The organism is Williamsia muralis NBRC 105860 (assembly GCF_001598915.1).
GTDB lineage: Bacteria > Actinomycetota > Actinomycetes > Mycobacteriales > Mycobacteriaceae > Williamsia > Williamsia muralis.
In genome coordinates this window covers 401,611-417,168 of record NZ_BDAP01000003.1, presented here as the reverse complement: position 1 = coordinate 417,168, position 15,558 = coordinate 401,611, and the positions used below count along the sequence as shown (strand labels likewise).

Here is a 15,558-nt window from a genome sequence, read left to right as displayed (position 1 = left end):
GAGGACTCCGCGGGTGCCCAAGGTAAGCCAAGACCACCTGGAAGCCCGGCGACGTCAGATCCTCGACGGTGCGCGCCGTTGTTTTGCCGAGTTCGGTTACGACGGCGCCACCGTGCGTCGGCTCGAGGAGGCAACCTCCTTGTCCCGGGGAGCAATTTTCCATCACTTCCGGGACAAGGAGGCGCTCTTCCTCGCGCTGGCGCACGAGGACGCCGAGCGAATGGCCGACGTGGCCGCGAACGAAGGTCTTGTCCAGGTGATGCGCGACATGCTCAACCATCCCGAGGAGTTCGATTGGCTGGGAACACGTCTGGAGATCGCCCGTAAGTTGCGCACCGACGCGGCGTTTCGTTCTGGTTGGAAGGAACGTTCCGCCGAGCTTGAGTCGGCGACACTGGCTCGCCTCGAGCGGCAGCGGACGGCCGGACGGTTGCGCGACGATCTGCCCACACGCGTTCTGGTGGCCTACCTCGATCTCATCCTCGACGGGCTCACCACCCGGCTGGCATCGGGCGCCGCGACCGACGATCTGCACGCGGTTCTGGACCTCGTGGAGGAATCGGTCCGCCGTACCCGCTGACGGCGCCGACCCTGGCCCCCGTTCATCGTGCCCCTGGCGCGGTGGACGGGGGCTTTCGCGTGCCGCGTCCACGACATCTGTTACGCCGGCCTCATGACTCCTTCGGATAACTCCTCGGCAACCGCGAGGAATGTGATAGTTCTGGTTAACATATCGCGGCCGTTCGGGCCGCCTCGTGGATTCGCTGAGCCGGAGGTCGTTGATGTTCCCGGGCAATTTTGTCGCCACCACCCCTGACAAGGTCGCCGTCGTGCGACCGGCGACCGGTGAGTCGATCACCTACGCCGAGCTCGACAGGCTATCGACCCAAGTCGCCCACTACCTGCGTGACGACCTCGGCCTCGGCCGCGGCGACAACGTTTCCATCGTCTCCAACAACGACATCCGAGTGCTCGTGATCTATTGGGCGGCAGTGCGTTCGGGGATGTACGTCACCGCGATCAACAATCACCTCACACCCGACGAGGTCAACTACATCCTCGGCGACTGCAGCGCGGTCGCCCTGTTCGCCTCCGCCGAGGTGGCCGATGCGGTCAGCGCCGCGGATCAGGTGCCCGGGGTGACGCACCGAATCGCCTGGGGTGGCGACGTACCGGGCTTCGAGTCGTTCGATGAGATCCTCGCCAACGCCTCCGACGAGCCCCTGACCGACCAGCCCCGCGGCCAGGACATGCTGTATTCGTCCGGTACCACCGGCAGGCCCAAGGGCATCAAGGTACCGCTGCAGGACGGGCAGGTGAACGAGATCCCCGACCCGTACACGGCGGTGTTCTCCCTGCTGTACGGGTTCGACCAGGAATGTGTGTACCTGTGCCCCGCTCCGCTGTATCACGCTGCGCCGCTGCGTTATTGCGGCATGGTCAACTCCGTCGGGGGCACGATCGTGCTGATGGACAAGTTCGACGCCGAAGGTGCGCTGGGCCTGATCGACGAGTACCGGGTCACCCACAGCCAGTGGGTGCCCACGATGTTCATCCGCATGCTCAAACTGCCCGAGGATGTCCGCGCCAAATACGACGTCAGCAGCATGAAGATCGCAATCCACGCGGCCGCGCCGTGTCCTCCCGAGGTCAAGCAGGCCATGATCAAGTGGTGGGGCCCGGTGATCCACGAGTACTACGCCTCCACCGAGGGCGCCGGCGCCACGTTCATCAACAGCGAGGAAGCCCTCACCCACCCCGGTTCGGTGGGCAAACCCCTGCTGGGTGTGGTGCGCATCTGCGACGACGATGGCAACGAACTGCCCACCGGCGAGATCGGCACGGTCTTCTGGGAACGCGACGAACTGCCGTTCGAGTATCACAACGATCCGGAGAAGACGAAGTCTGCGCAGCACCCCGACCACCCGGCCTGGACGACAAGCGGCGATGTCGGTTACGTCGACGCGGAGGGTTTCCTGTACCTCACCGACCGTAAATCGTTCATGATCATCTCCGGCGGAGTGAACATCTACCCGCAGGAAGCCGAGAACGTCCTCATCGGACACCCTGACGTCTTCGACGTCGGCGTGATCGGGGTGCCCGACCCAGATCTGGGTGAGGTCGCCAAGGCATGCGTCCAGCTCGAGCCGGGCGTGAACCCGTCCCCTGAGCTGGCTCAGGAGATGATCGACTTCGTGCGGGAGCGCCTTGCGCACTACAAGGCACCCAAGTCGGTCGACTTCGTCGACGAACTCCCCCGCACGCCCACCGGAAAACTGGTGAAGCGAGAACTGCAGAAGAACTACGTCTGACCAAGGACCCGGAAGTGGTGGGTTTGTGCCGGCGCGACCTGCGCACATGCGCGCCCGAACCCACCACTTTCGGGGTTTGGGTCAGGCGAGTTCGATGAGCTCCTGGTACTCGGCGGACCAATGGTCCTCGGTACCGTCGGGCAGCAGGATCACCCGTTGCGGGTCGAGCGCTGCCGCTGCACCCGGGTCGTGGGTGACCAGCACCACCGCGCCCTTGTAGCTCCGCAACGCGTCGAGCACCTGTTCCCGCGAGATCGGGTCGAGGTTGTTCGTCGGTTCGTCGAGCAGCAGGACATTCGCCGCCGACGAGACGAGCCCGGCGAGTGCCAACCTGGTCTTCTCACCGCCGGAGAGTGTCCCCGCGGGCTGATCGAGCTGGGGCCCGGTGAACATGAACGCGCCGAGCAGGCCTCGCAGATCTTGCTCGCCCGCGTCGGGCGCCGCATGACGGATGTTGTCCCACACGCTCGCGTTGTCGTCGAGGGTGTCGTGCTCCTGCGCGAAATAGCCGATCTTGAGTCCGTGGCCGGGTTCGAGTGTGCCGTGCTCGGCCTTCTCGGTGCCCGCCAGCAAACGCAGCAACGTGGTCTTGCCTGCGCCGTTGAGCCCGAGCACCACCACCCGGCTTCCGCGGTCGATCGCGAGGTCCACACCGGCGAAGATCTCCAGCGATCCGTACATCTTCGTCAGGCCCGACGCCATCAGCGGCGTCTTGCCGCAGGGCGCCGGCTCGGGGAACCGGATCTTCGCGGTCCGGTCGGCAACCCGCTCTTCATCGAGGTTGTCGAGCATGCGTTCGGCGCGCTTGAGCATGTTCTGGGCCGCAACGGCTTTGGTTGCCTTGGCGCCCATCTTGGCCGCCTGCACCCGCAGCGCGCCCGCCTTCTTCTCGGCGTTTGCACGTTCACGCTTGCGGCGCTGTTCGTCCGTCGCCCGCGCGTCGAGGTACTTCTTCCATCCCATGTTGTAGATGTCGGGCTCGCCACGTACCGCGTCGAGGAACCACACCCGGTTCACCACGTCGGCAAGCAACTCCACATCGTGACTGATCACGATGAGTCCACCGTCGTGGTTCTGCAGGAAACCGCGCAGCCAGCCGATCGAGTCGGCGTCGAGGTGGTTGGTAGGTTCGTCGAGCAACAGAGTGGTGCCCGATTTGCCGCCGCTGCCGTCCGAGGCGGCGAACAGGATGCGAGCCAACTCGATCCTTCGCCGTTGACCACCGGACAACGTTTTCAGGGGCTGCGCCAGCACCCGGTCAGGAAGGCCGAGGCTGTTGCAGATGCGGGCCGCCTCGGATTCTGCGACGTACCCGCCGAGCGCCGAGAAACGGTCTTCCAGCTGTCCGTACCGATTGACAGCTTTGTCGAGCACCTTGTCGTCGACGGCCTCGGCCATCAGTGCCTGCTGTTTCTCCAGGTCGCGCAACAGCGTGTCCAGACCTCGCGCGGAGAGCACACGGTCCTTGGCGATGACCTCCAGGTCACCTTCGCGGGGATCCTGAGGGAGATATCCGATCTCGCCGCTGTTGGTCACCGAACCGGCGTAGGGTTCGCCTTCGCCGGCCAGTATTCGCATCGTCGTGGTCTTGCCGGCGCCGTTTCGACCGACCAATCCGATGCGGTCACCGGGTTGCACCCGTAGCGCCGGACCAGGGGCGCTCAGTAGGGTGCGTACGCCCGCGCGTACCTCGAGGTCGGTTGCCGTGATCACGACGCGCCAGTGTACGCCAAAACGATACCGTGCCCTTATGAGCGAGGCGGGCGACGACCACCACGAAGGTCGTACATATGACGTGGCAGTCGTCGGTGCGGGTCCGGCCGGTCGGGCGGTCGCCGCACGATCGGCGGCCGCGGGCCTCGACACCGCATTGGTCGATCCGGCACCGGACCGGGCCTGGCACGTCACCTACGGGGCGTGGTCCGACGAACTCCCCAGCTGGGTCGGCACGAAAGCCATTGCTGCACAGTCGGACACGGTCGCCGTGTTCACCCCGGGCCGCCACTTGATCGAGCGCGCGTACGTCACTCTGGACACCCGTGCGCTGCAGCAGAGCCTCAACATCTCGGCTGTGACGACCTTCGCAGACACAGCCACATCCGTGAGCTCCGACAACGTCAGCCTGCAAGATGGCCGAAAAGTGACGGCACGCACAGTCATCGATGCGCGCGGTTTGCGGGCTCCACACGCGCCGGCGCAGTCGGCGTTCGGGATCTTTGTCGACAGCGAGATCGCGGCGTCCTATCTCGGCTCGGACAACGCTGTGCTGATGGACTGGCGAGGGGTCGAGCCCGGTCGAGCCCCCTCGTTCCTCTACGCAATCCCCGTGGCCGATGGCCGGGTGCTGCTGGAGGAGACCTGTCTCGCCGGCGCCCCGCCGGTGCCACTGGCAGAACTCCAGGATCGGCTACGGGACCGCCTCGAACGCATGGGGATCACCGGGCCGGCCGTCGACACCGCGCCGACCGAGCGGGTGTATTTCGCGTTGTGCGGTCACGACTCAATGCCGCCATGGCGGTCCGATCCGCTCCTGTTCGGCGCAGCGGGCGGAATGATCCATCCGGCGACCGGATACAGCGTGGCGGCATCGTTGTCGGCGGCCGACGCAGTGGTCGACGCCATGGCGAACGAACGTGATCCGAAGGCCGCACTGTGGACCGCTCAGGCCCGCGCCGTCCATCGGTTGCGACGTCGCGGCCTGTCCTCACTCCTCGGATTGGCTCCCACCGAAGTGGTCAGGTTCTTCGACGGATTCTTCGAGATGTCGCTCGAACGCCAGCGGACATATCTCAGTTCGCGCGACGACCTCGCCGGGGTGGCCTTGTCGATGAGTCGCATGATCGGGCTCACCGACCGCACCCTCGCCCTGCGCATCATGCGAGGTGCTGTGATGTCGCGGACCTGACGGCTTTCACGGGCGGGAGCGGCTCTCAGTGGTTGGGTTCGCGGTGCAGCAGCATGCGTATCTGGACGTCGCTGCCCCGGAGCGACGACTTGAGCAGCTCCCTCACCCCGCTCACGGCGGCGCCGAGATCGTGGTCGTCGGCGGTCGGAGAAGCCGTCACCGTGATCTCGACGACAGGGGTTGCGCCGTCGACATAAGACCGGACTGCCGAGGAGCGAACATGACGATGCCGTTCGAGAGACCTGGCCGCCGCCCGGGCCACGTCGGCCACGGCGATGTCGATCTCGCCGACAAACGGTTCACCCTGCGGTCGCACTGTCACCGACCGCAGGCGATTCGGCGAGATGTTCGCCAACAACAGCCACGCACCACAGATCCCCAGCAGAACGGTTGCGGAAAGCAGTGCCCAGTCCCACCACGATTGTCCCGGCGCTGAGTAGATCTGATCGGTGTCGACGTTGCCGACCGCATCGGTCACCGGTCCCACGCCCGCCCAACGGAGCAGGGCGATCAGGCCGGCCGCGGCGAGAAGCACGCCGACCAGGCCCACCGCGAGGCGGTCAAGGGCGTTCAGGGTGCGCCGCATCAGGCTCCCTCTCGTCGATCACGGTCATGTTCGGGTGGGTGACGCCACGAAGATCCACGCTCACGCGGGGCGGTCGGGCCAACGTTGCCGTCGATGCCTCGAGGCGGTCCGAGAGGTCGCTCTCCGTCGGTGAGGTGACGAACACACGTACATGGGCGCGGCCTGACGTCACCTTGGTGGTGGCGGACACGGTGTTGTCGTCGTCGAGTGCGATGGCGCTGAGCCGGCGGGCGACGTCGGTGTCGCGCGTCCACACGCCCGTGGCCCGTAGTGGTCGGTGGGTGCGACGTCGAGGCCGTACGGCGGCGTACACGAAGTAAAGCCCCACCAGCACGCACACGACGGCAACCACGACCATCCACGGTCTCCACTCGGTCCCGGAAATCCAGCGCGCAGAGGGTTCGATCCAGGCCTCGGACCGATAGTGGCCCTGGACAACGGCATACTCCCGGCCTGCAACAACGGCGAGTGCAAGCAGACCAAGCCCCAGCACAGGCGCGAGCCATCCCGCAGTCGGAAAGCTCCGCGGCGGCCCGCCCTCGGCCCTGGTGCGACCGTGCGGCGCCGCCGCCTCTGTACCCGTGTCCGGGCCGGGTTCGGCAGCGGACACTTGGGCCAGCTCCTCCCCCAGCAACATCCTCGATTGGACGACCTCGGTGACCTCGACATCCACTCGCGCCGGCCGGCGTCCGGTCAACCGGGTGACAACCTCGATGACGTGTTGCTGAACCCGCTCGGCGACATCAACTGCCGGCATCGGCCAGCTCACCGCGATCTCCACGGTGATCGCCGGATGGCGCGGATCGGAATCAGCAAGGGCGCGAGGGAGATTGCGACCTGTGAGTGACCCCAACGTCACCGCGTACGGCACCACGCCATCGACCTCGAGCGCCGCCTGGCGGGCGATCTGAGAGATCACGCGCGATTCGATCTGCAGGGAGCCTCGGTGTTCGGGGGTCGGTAGGTGGGAACCGCCGACGCGCTCGGCAGTTGCCGCCTCAGCCACGGCCTTTGCTCCGTAACAGTGCACCGAGGTCGATGCGGCCGTCACGATGGGCGCCGACGGCCACGCCGATGGCCGCGAACACCACCGCGACCATCAGGCCGGAGAAACCTCCGGTGGTGACCGCCAGGGCGAACAGCAGGCCGACGAACAGCCCGATCACGGAATTGTTCATGATTGACTCGTTTCTGTGGATGTACCCCGGCCGCTATCTGCAACTGCGACTCGAAAGTCCTGGCGCGCAACAACATCTTCGACGACGACGGTGTAGCCGATCGCTCCCGGCGCGGCCGACACCGCGGCCGCACGGACGTTGCGGGCCACCCCCGCGACGTCGACATCGAGGTAGGTGACCACATGGATTTCGACGCCGGAACGGCCGACTCGCACACCGTTCACCCGCCGGCCGGGCAGATGTGTGGCGATCTCCCCGAAGGTGCCCGCGTGCAGGTCTGCCACGCCGTCGACAGACAACACCCGTTCACGGATGAGCACTGCGGAGGCCGCTGTGACTGTCACTGGACCCGCGGTGTCTGGCCGTCGAGCGCGGTGGTCGGATCGTCGGTGTCGAGGTGAACGTCGTGCACGGTCACGTTCACCTCGGTGACCTCCAGACCCGTCATCTTCTCGATCGCTTCGATCACGTTGGTCCGGATGGATTCGGCAAGCTGGTGGATCGCCACGCCGTAGTAGGCAACCAATCCGACATCGACCGCGGCCTGCTTCTCGCCGACTTCCACCGACACGCCCTGGGTGACGTCGGCAGCGGTCCCCGGCAGACTTTCGCGTAGTTTGCCGACCGCACGCGCTGCGCCACCGCCGAGGTCGTAGACGCCGTCTATCTCACGCGTCGCGATCCCGGCGATCTTGGCCACCACGACATCGGCGATCGACGTCTTGCCTCCCGCATCGCTCTGATCGGGACCACGGCCGTCGGTGTGACTGAGTTCATCCCTGGCGGTGGTCGGCTCGTCATCCTGCCTGGACGTCGCGCTGGTCATAAGGTGCTCCCTCGTCGGTTCGGTGTCCGGATGGCAGACCGGGTGATCTGCTCTCCCACCCCTTTGACGGGTTGAGAACCGCATGTTGCACGCACGACTTTCTGGCACGCTGAACAAATGGATGCGCGCGCCGAAGAATCATTGATTCGCGCGGCTGCCCTGGGCGATCGCCAGGCGTTCGACCAGCTGATGCGTTGTCACCTGACGCCCGTCCTTCGATACACGACCCGACTGACCGGATCTCCGACAACAGCGGAGGACATCACTCAGGAGACGTTCCTCGCCGCGTGGCGCGGATTGGACCGGTTCGGTTTCCGGTCGAGCTTTCGCACATGGCTGTTCACCATCGCCTCGCGCAAGACGGTCGATCTCCAGCGACGGCAGAGCGCGATCGTGATTTCCGACAACACCTTCGAGGCGATGGAAGTACGGACCCCCGGCCCAGCTGCTCGCACGGTTGAACACTCGTTTCTCGTCGCACTCCAGACCGAGCTCGGCAGGCTCGGTTACCAGGCGCGCGCATGCTGGTGGCTACGGGAGGTCGAAGGCCTGTCGCACGATGAGATCGCCACGGCGCTCGCCATCTCGCGCGGCTCGGTGCGTGGACATCTGCAGCGTGCACGATCACAGTTGGCTGTACGACTCGCCGCGTGGGGACCGGACGGCTCCGATGTTCACGAGGCCCGATCACCCGGACGCATCCGGCATCAGATCCCGCGACCGACGACGGAAGGAAGGCGAGATGACAGTCCAGCGCCCCGGTGAAGCCGATACCTGGATCAGCGATGCCGCCGCCCACCTCGCGCACGGCGACGAGGGAGTGGTCCTGGAACGGCTCGGACCCAGGCTTCGGTCGGCCACGCGGTTGGGTGTCCCGATCGCCACCGACGATCCCGGCATCGAGATCAACGAGCGCGCGATCCGCCAGCTGCTTGCCCGCGCGATCGACCGATCATGTCGACGCGACGTCGCCGCGATCCACATCACCACCGACCACGGATCCGTCCGCAGGATTCGCGTGGAGATGGTCGCCCGGTACGGCGATCAGATCGGCGCGATGAGCGAGCAGGTCCGTGAGGCCGTCCGCGGCCGGCTCGGGTCACTACGGATCACGGTGGCCGACTGTGTCGACGTCACGTGGGTGGACGTCCAACCGGTTGACTCTGCGAGCCCGGCAGATCAGCCGCACTCCATCCCCGGGTGACGTCAGAGTCGGGGATCCACCGGCTCACTCTCCAGCGCCAGGATCGCGAAGACACACTCGTGGATGCGCCAGAGTGGCTCAGAGCGTGCCTGGCGGGCGAGGGCCTCCCGTCCCAGTTGGTACTCGCGCATCGACATGGACCGCTTGTGCCGCAGGTCGCGTGACCGGAGGGTCGGCAGATCATCGAGGTAGCTGGGACCGTAGACCATCCGCAGGTACTCGCGACCGCGAACCTTCACACCAGGATCGATCAGCTTGCCGCCGACACGGGTGAGGTTCCCGGCCGGTTTGACGACCATCCCTTCGGATCCGGCCGCGGTCAGCTCCTCCCACCATCGAGCTCCTTCCAGACACGAGGTATCCGAGCCGGTGTCGACCACGATGTGCCGCGTCGGCCGGAAGAGAACAGGGTCGGCCGCAGCGAGCCGCGCGGCCACCTCGAGGTGCCAACCGTGCGACGACCCGCCGTATTCGCTTGCGGCACTTGCCAGTACCTCGAACGGCGCGAGCGACACGGTGTCCGGCCGCGCGTCGACATCGACGTAGCGGAGATACGCATCGGTGTACGCCTCCACATCCGCACGGCGTTTCGCGTTCGCGTCGATCATGGTCTGGACATCCAGACCCCGGTCTGCGGCCCTCGCCAGTTCTGCGCCGAGTGCATGCAGCTCGGGGCCCGCCGCTGCCGAGACAGAGGCGAACTGGTCGCGGATCAGGCCTTCCCCCTTGACGTTCCATGGCAGCAACTCGGCATCGAGGATCAGCCAGTCGGAGTCGAGCTCATCGAACAACTCAGCGCACGCTCGCCGGATTCGGACAATCAGTTGCTCCGTGACCGATGGATCGAAGAAGCTGCGGCCGGTCCGGGTGTAGATCGCGCCACTGCCCTGTGTGACGCCGAACGCCCGCGCCGCTGCTGACTCGTCCTTCGCGACCACGATGATCGCCCGGGATCCCATGTGCTTTTCCTCGCAGACAACCTGTGAGACACCGCGTTGTCCGTACGACTCGAACGCTGCACGGGGGTCCTCCAGCAGATCGGCCCGCCCGGGAGAAACCGGGGCCATCGTCGGCGGCAGGTACCGGATCCAGCGTGGATCAACCGCGTACCGCGACATCACCTCCAATGCGGTGGCGGCGTTGTCCTCCCGGACGGTGATCGGCGGCCCGAATGCGGTGTCGATGATCCGCTTACCCACCACGTCCGACAGGTTCAGTGTGGTTCGCACGCGGACGTCCGCGCGTGTGGTCCCGAAACCCATCGGTCGGCCGGGGTCGTAGTAGGTCTGCTCGGCAGGGACGGCCGTCAAGACCATCTCCGGGTAGTGCAGCGCCGTCAATCGACCCCCGAACACGCACCCGGTGTCCAGACACATCGTGTTGTTGATCCATGCCGCGTCCGGGACCGGGGTGTGGCCGTAGACCACCCGTGCCGGTCCTCGATAGTCCGCTGCCCAATCGAGCCGCACCGGGAAACCCCAACGATCGGTCTCCCCGGTCGTCTCGCCGTACATCGCCTTGTCGCGGACGCGGCCCGATGCTCGCCCGTGGTACTTCTCTGCCAGCCCGGCGTGGGCGACGACGAGCCGACCGTCGTCGAACACGTAGTGCGACACAAGGGAATCGAGGAAGTCGACGACCTCCCGGGTGAACTCGGGTGGCTGCGCGTCGAGTTGCGTCATGGACTCCGCAAGACCGTGGGTCAGCGCAATCGGCTGCGCGTCTCGGGCGCGACCGCTGCGCTGACGAAGGACGCGGAGCAACTTGTCCTCGTGATTTCCGCGCACGCAGAACGCACTGCCCTGGCGAACCATCGACATGACCAGTCGCAGGACAGCCGGAGTGTCCGGGCCACGGTCCACCAGATCCCCGACGAAGATCGCTGTCCGTCCGGGCTCGGGCGGTACGGCGCCGACAACGGTGCCGTCCGTGTCGGTCTGCAGACGCCACCCGATCTTGCCGAGCAGCGTGGTCAACTCGGTGAAGCAGCCGTGGACGTCACCGATGATGTCGAACGGGCCGTGCCGATCGTTGAGGTTGCTGAACAAGGGGGTACGCACGATGGTCGCGGCATCGATGTCCGCTACACCATCGAGCTGATGGACGTGTCGAAACCCTTCTTTGCGCAGACCCTTCCGATTGCGCTGCAGGTGCGCGTACTGGCGTTCGACGACACCGACCGTGATGTCTGTTCGATCGCGGGCACGCCCCCGCAGCTCGTCCGGAGGGACGTCCAGGACGATGGCGACAGGTAAGACGTCATGGGCCCTCGCCAGCGCGACAAGCCGCTTGCGGTCCTCGACGCGGACGCTGGTCGCATCGATCACGGTGAGGCGCCCGGCCGCCAATCGTTTGCCCGCAACTAACTCGAGCACCTCGAACGCGTCGCCGGTCGCCTCCTGTGACGTGGGGTCATCGGCGACCAGGCCTCGGAACCGATCGGACGACAACACCTCTGTCTCACGAAAGTTGTTGGCTGCGAACGTCGACTTACCTGCGCCGGTGACACCGATGAGCACCACGAGAGACAGTTCGGGGATCTCGAGTACCGTCATCGCTGGACCTCCGGGGCCTCTGCGTCGATCCGTCGGAAGACTGCCAGCTGACTCGATGAGCCCACATCCATGTCCATCTCTCCGATCGCGCTCACCGTCACCGAATACCGGTAATCGTCGGCTACGCGTTCACACCAGTGCTCGAACTCGGCGCGGCTGAACTCGAACCGGTGATCAGGATGGCGGAACTCGTTGCCGCCCAGCCCATAGAGAGCGTTGTAGTCGCGGTTGGGAGTCGTGACGATCACCGATGCCGGAGCCATGGTCTCGAACACGGACGACTCGACTGTGTCGAGGCGATCAGGCTCGACGTGCTCGATCACCTCCATCAGCACCACGGCATCAAATCCTCGGCACCGGTTGTCCGAGTACATCAGCGATGACTGCCACAGTTCTACCGCTGCGAACCTGGACAACGAGTCACTGGCCCGGCCGAGGGCGGCAACCGACACATCCACTCCTGCCAGTCGGCCGATACCCGGCTCGGTGACGAGCTCCCGCAAGAGGCTGCCTTCACCGCATCCCGCGTCGAGGACCGACCGCGCGCCGACCATACGAAGCGCGTCGACCACTGCGGTACGGCGCAGCTCCTGCATCGATGTGCGGCGTTTCGGCAGTGGTTCGTGTGACGCGGTGTCGGGTATAAGCCGTGCCAGCGCGTCGTTGGTGAGCGAATGCAATCCCTTCAGGTACCGCCTTGTGATCTGTTCGCGCGCAGGATGGTTCGACAGCCAGCGCGAACTCAGGCGCAACAGTTTGTCGACCTCGTCGTCACCGATGAAGTAGTGCTTGTCCGATGCGAGCGCCGGGATCAGCACGTATATGTGTGACAGCGCATCGCGCAGCGTGAACTCGCCACTCATCTGCAACTGCACAAACCGGGACGGGCCCCACTCAGTCGGCTGCAGCACGGTGGCAGTGGAAAGCACCGCCCAGCCAAGCGGTTCGAAGAAGTCGTGGGTGAGATCGGCGCCGCCGGTGGTGGGCACCGAGCTCACCGTCACCTGCAGCTGCCACACCGTGTCGACCAGGTCAGGGCGGTGTGCGCAGCGGCCGCCGAGCGCATCCGACATCACCTTGGCCATCGCGACCATCAGTCGAGACGATCCCGCGTACGGCAGCGTGTTCACGTAGCGGTCAGCAGCCCCCAGCGTGGACCGTGACGGGTCTTCACCCCCGACGTGAAGAACCGCGCGGCATCGCGAGGTGTCCGCGACCGGGTAGAAAACGGTTGCGGTTCCACTGGAGGTGGCGAATTGCTGGACCCGGTCGGGGTGCTTGTGCAGCAGGAACCCGAGATCGGTCGCAGGAATGCGGTGATCAGACGATGATCCGGTCGTTTCGATGGTCAGCAACACTCTGAGAACAGTATCGGTGACCACAACCGATTTACGACGATCCGAACTCGGCGATCGACGTCATCTGCTTCGGCGGAGTTCGCGCCATCGCTCCACCATCGCCTCGACATCCACGGTGCGGGCGATCACATAGGACGCCGTCCCGAGACTCGGCGCGAGCCGATCACGCCGGACCCGGCGATTGAAGACTTCGAGGACATGACGCACCGCCGACTCCTCACGGAGGGAGGCAAGCGATTCCGGAAACCCTTGGGCCTCCCGGCGTAACTGAAGCGTCGGAGGCAACAGCGCCGAGCTGTCAAGGTTCTCTTCCTTGATCTTGCGCTTCGCCCACCATTCGGGGTCGTCGGCATCGCTGAGATCAAGAGGGCGGCCGGCGCCGCGCAGGTTGTCGAACTCGCCGCGTTCTTGTGCTTCCCGGATCAGCCGATCGATCCGGGTCTCGAACGTTTCTGCCACTGCCCCAGAAGGGTCAGACGGTGAAGCCGAGCGCGCGCAGCTGTTCGCGGCCGTCGTCGGTGATCTTGTCCGGGCCCCACGGCGGCAGCCACACCCAGTTCAGTTCGATGTCGGTGCACAGCCCGGATGTCACCAGGACCGACCGGGTCTGATCCTCGATCACGTCGGTCAACGGGCAGGCCGCCGAGGTCAGTGTCATGTCGATCTTGGCGACCGCATCATTGGTGACGTCGAGTCCGTAGACCAGGCCGAGGTCGACGACATTGATACCGAGTTCGGGGTCGACCACATCGCGCATGGCCTCCTCGATGTCCTCGATCTTCGGCAGAGAGGTCTGAACTTCCTCAGGCGCCTTGATCTCTGTCGGCGGGGCTTGATCGCTCATGCTGACTCCCTAGCGGATTTGTTGTTGTCGGCCGGTGCTTCTCTGTTGACCACCGTCTGTGCCAACGCGTCTTTGAATGCCATCCATCCCAGGAGCGCGCACTTGACGCGCGCCGGGTACTTGCTCACTCCGGCGAAGGCGATTCCGTCGCCGATGACCTCTTCGTCACCGTCGACAGTGCCCCGCGACGTCATCATCTGGTTGAACGCATCGACGGTCGCCAAGGCTTCCTGGACGTTCTGGCCCACCAGCTGCTCGAAGAGCACCGACGTGGACGCCTGGGAGATCGAACATCCCTGGCCGTCGTACGAGACATCGGTGATCTTGTCTCCGTCGTCGGAGAGCTGTACTCGCAAGGTGACCTCGTCCCCGCACGTCGGGTTGACGTGGTGGACCTCGGCACCGAACGGGTCACGCAGACCTCGCCCCTGCGGGTGCTTGTAGTGATCGAGGATCACTTCCTGATACATCTGCTCCATCCGCATCAGGCACCGACCCCGAAGAACTCCTTGGCACGGACGATCGCCTTGGCGAGCGCCTCGACCTCGTCGAGGGTGTTGTACGCGGCGAACGAAGCGCGCGCCGTCGCGGCGACCCCGAAACGCTTGTGCAGCGGCCACGCGCAATGGTGACCAACTCGGATCGCGACACCCTCGTCATCGAGGATCTGCCCCAGATCGTGCGCGTGGATGCCGTCGACCACAAAGGACACCGCACCTCCGCGCCGATCTGCGGTGGCCGGCCCGATGATGCGTACTCCGTCGATCTCCGCCAGCGCCTTCAAGGCTGCTTCGGTCAGCGAATGTTCGTGTGCCGCAACGGCCGCCATACCCAGTCCCTGCAGGTAGCGCACAGCGGCGCCCAAACCGATGACCTGAGAGGTCATCGGAACGCCGGCCTCGAACCGTTGGGGCGCCGGCGCGTAGGTGGAGACCTCCATGGTGACGGTCTCGATCATGGAGCCGCCCGTGATGAAGGGCGGTAGCTCGGCGAGCAACGCACGCTTGCCGAACAGCACACCGACACCGGAGGGACCGAACATCTTGTGGCCGGAGAAGGCGGCGAAGTCCACATCGAGCTCGGTGAAGTCCACCACCATGTGAGGAACCGACTGGCAGGCATCAAGAACAACGAGGGCACCTACAGCGCGAGCGCGACGAACCAGTTCCGGGACATCGGCGATGGCGCCGGTGACGTTCGACTGATGGGTGAACGAGACGACCTTGACCGAATCGTCGAGCACCAGTGAGTCGAGGTCGATCCGGCCGTCGTCGGTGACGCCGTACCAGCGCAGCGTCGCCCCGGTCCGGCGGCAGAGTTCCTGCCACGGAACGAGGTTCGCGTGGTGTTCGAGTTCGGTGATCACCACGGTGTCGCCGGGTCCGAGTGGTTTGCCGCCCAGGACGCCCGCGCTCTGCTCGTCACCCAAGGTGTACGTCACCAGATTCAGCGACTCGGTGGCGTTCTTGGTGAAGACCAACTCGTCGAACTGGGCACCGACGAACTCGGCGATGATCGCGCGTGCGTTCTCGTACGCGTCGGTGGCCTCTTCGGCCAGCTGATGCGCGCCGCGGTGAACCGCAGCGTTACGGGTCACCAGGAACTCGCGCTCGGCGTCGAGGACCTGTACCGGCCGCTGGCTGGTGGCCCCCGAGTCGAGGTAGACGAGCGGCTTGTCGTCCCGCACGGTCCGTCCCAAGATCGGGAAGTCGGCACGGACCGCGGTCACGTCCAGCGCGGTGACCTCATGCGATGTCGGGGCTACAGCCTGATCGATGCTCGTCACGTCT

At 65.5% G+C, this 15,558-nt stretch carries 17 protein-coding genes; 5 read left to right on the top strand and 12 right to left on the bottom strand.

Going from position 1 to position 15,558, the window contains the following annotated elements; all coding sequences use genetic code 11:
- Positions 1–13 precede the first annotated feature (13 nt).
- Both WIMU1_RS14015 and WIMU1_RS14010 read left to right on the top strand, forming a co-directional pair.
- Positions 14–580 carry a TetR/AcrR family transcriptional regulator gene (locus tag WIMU1_RS14015; RefSeq protein ID WP_023959339.1) on the top strand — a complete coding sequence of 189 codons (567 nt, stop codon included), beginning with the start codon at positions 14–16 and terminating at the stop codon, positions 578–580.
- A gap of 202 nt (positions 581–782) precedes the next feature.
- Positions 783–2,312 carry an AMP-binding protein gene (locus tag WIMU1_RS14010; RefSeq protein ID WP_062798075.1) on the top strand — a complete coding sequence of 510 codons (1,530 nt, stop codon included), beginning with the start codon at positions 783–785 and terminating at the stop codon, positions 2,310–2,312.
- 81 nt (positions 2,313–2,393) lie between these two features.
- Here the strand turns inward: WIMU1_RS14010 and WIMU1_RS14005 are convergent, their stop codons facing one another.
- A complete protein-coding gene (locus WIMU1_RS14005) occupies positions 2,394–4,025 on the bottom strand; it encodes an ABC-F family ATP-binding cassette domain-containing protein (protein WP_030163052.1) in 1,632 nt (543 codons plus the stop codon).
- A gap of 37 nt (positions 4,026–4,062) precedes the next feature.
- On the opposite strand from WIMU1_RS14005, the gene WIMU1_RS14000 reads away from it, so the two are divergent.
- Positions 4,063–5,217 carry a lycopene cyclase family protein gene (locus WIMU1_RS14000; RefSeq protein WP_062798073.1) on the top strand — a complete coding sequence of 385 codons (1,155 nt, stop codon included), beginning with the start codon at positions 4,063–4,065 and terminating at the stop codon, positions 5,215–5,217.
- 25 nt (positions 5,218–5,242) lie between these two features.
- Here the strand turns inward: WIMU1_RS14000 and WIMU1_RS13995 are convergent, their stop codons facing one another.
- From WIMU1_RS13995 to WIMU1_RS13975, 5 genes are read right to left on the bottom strand one after another with little or no spacing between them, the layout of a single operon-like run.
- Positions 5,243–5,803 (bottom strand): hypothetical protein, encoded by a 561-nt coding sequence (locus WIMU1_RS13995; protein WP_062798071.1) that lies wholly within the window; start codon positions 5,801–5,803, stop codon positions 5,243–5,245.
- Entirely contained in the window at positions 5,778–6,809 is a 1,032-nt protein-coding gene (locus tag WIMU1_RS13990; RefSeq protein ID WP_062798069.1) for a DUF6286 domain-containing Asp23/Gls24 family envelope stress response protein, read from the bottom strand. The genes WIMU1_RS13995 and WIMU1_RS13990 overlap by 26 nt, the downstream gene beginning before the upstream one ends.
- Entirely contained in the window at positions 6,802–6,981 is a 180-nt protein-coding gene (locus WIMU1_RS13985) for a DUF2273 domain-containing protein (protein WP_030163059.1), read from the bottom strand. The genes WIMU1_RS13990 and WIMU1_RS13985 overlap by 8 nt, the downstream gene beginning before the upstream one ends.
- Positions 6,978–7,325 carry a hypothetical protein gene (locus tag WIMU1_RS13980; protein ID WP_116915382.1) on the bottom strand — a complete coding sequence of 116 codons (348 nt, stop codon included), beginning with the start codon at positions 7,323–7,325 and terminating at the stop codon, positions 6,978–6,980. Before WIMU1_RS13980 ends, WIMU1_RS13985 begins: the two co-directional genes overlap by 4 nt.
- Positions 7,322–7,807: an Asp23/Gls24 family envelope stress response protein gene (locus WIMU1_RS13975; protein ID WP_062798068.1), complete on the bottom strand. Its 486-nt coding sequence runs from the start codon at positions 7,805–7,807 to the stop codon at positions 7,322–7,324. Before WIMU1_RS13975 ends, WIMU1_RS13980 begins: the two co-directional genes overlap by 4 nt.
- Before the next feature lie 117 nt (positions 7,808–7,924).
- Between WIMU1_RS13975 and WIMU1_RS13970 the strand changes: the two genes are divergently transcribed.
- Both WIMU1_RS13970 and WIMU1_RS13965 read left to right on the top strand, forming a co-directional pair.
- Positions 7,925–8,572, top strand: coding sequence for an RNA polymerase sigma factor (locus tag WIMU1_RS13970; RefSeq protein WP_062798066.1), 648 nt, complete (start codon positions 7,925–7,927; stop codon positions 8,570–8,572).
- On the top strand, positions 8,550–9,011 hold the full coding sequence (locus WIMU1_RS13965; protein WP_062798059.1) for a hypothetical protein: 462 nt from the start codon (positions 8,550–8,552) through the stop codon (positions 9,009–9,011). The genes WIMU1_RS13970 and WIMU1_RS13965 overlap by 23 nt, the downstream gene beginning before the upstream one ends.
- Positions 9,012–9,013: 2 nt before the next feature.
- On the opposite strand, the gene WIMU1_RS13960 is transcribed toward WIMU1_RS13965, so the two are convergent.
- The 6 genes from WIMU1_RS13960 to WIMU1_RS13935 are packed head-to-tail and all read right to left on the bottom strand — an operon-like array spanning position 9,014 to position 15,554.
- Positions 9,014–11,566 (bottom strand): polynucleotide kinase-phosphatase, encoded by a 2,553-nt coding sequence (locus tag WIMU1_RS13960; RefSeq protein ID WP_062798057.1) that lies wholly within the window; start codon positions 11,564–11,566, stop codon positions 9,014–9,016.
- Positions 11,563–12,924 carry a 3' terminal RNA ribose 2'-O-methyltransferase Hen1 gene (locus WIMU1_RS13955; protein ID WP_062798595.1) on the bottom strand — a complete coding sequence of 454 codons (1,362 nt, stop codon included), beginning with the start codon at positions 12,922–12,924 and terminating at the stop codon, positions 11,563–11,565. Before WIMU1_RS13955 ends, WIMU1_RS13960 begins: the two co-directional genes overlap by 4 nt.
- Positions 12,925–12,984: 60 nt before the next feature.
- The gene (locus WIMU1_RS13950; protein ID WP_062798055.1) at positions 12,985–13,383 is read right to left on the bottom strand and encodes a DnaJ family domain-containing protein; all 399 of its coding nucleotides are present in this window, start codon (positions 13,381–13,383) and stop codon (positions 12,985–12,987) included.
- Between the two features lie 13 nt (positions 13,384–13,396).
- Positions 13,397–13,768, bottom strand: coding sequence for a metal-sulfur cluster assembly factor (locus WIMU1_RS13945; RefSeq protein ID WP_023959366.1), 372 nt, complete (start codon positions 13,766–13,768; stop codon positions 13,397–13,399).
- A complete protein-coding gene (sufU, locus tag WIMU1_RS13940) occupies positions 13,765–14,253 on the bottom strand; it encodes a Fe-S cluster assembly sulfur transfer protein SufU (protein WP_062798054.1) in 489 nt (162 codons plus the stop codon). Before sufU ends, WIMU1_RS13945 begins: the two co-directional genes overlap by 4 nt.
- Positions 14,253–15,554: a SufS family cysteine desulfurase gene (locus tag WIMU1_RS13935; RefSeq protein WP_371850298.1), complete on the bottom strand. Its 1,302-nt coding sequence runs from the start codon at positions 15,552–15,554 to the stop codon at positions 14,253–14,255. Before WIMU1_RS13935 ends, sufU begins: the two co-directional genes overlap by 1 nt.
- Positions 15,555–15,558 lie beyond the last annotated feature (4 nt).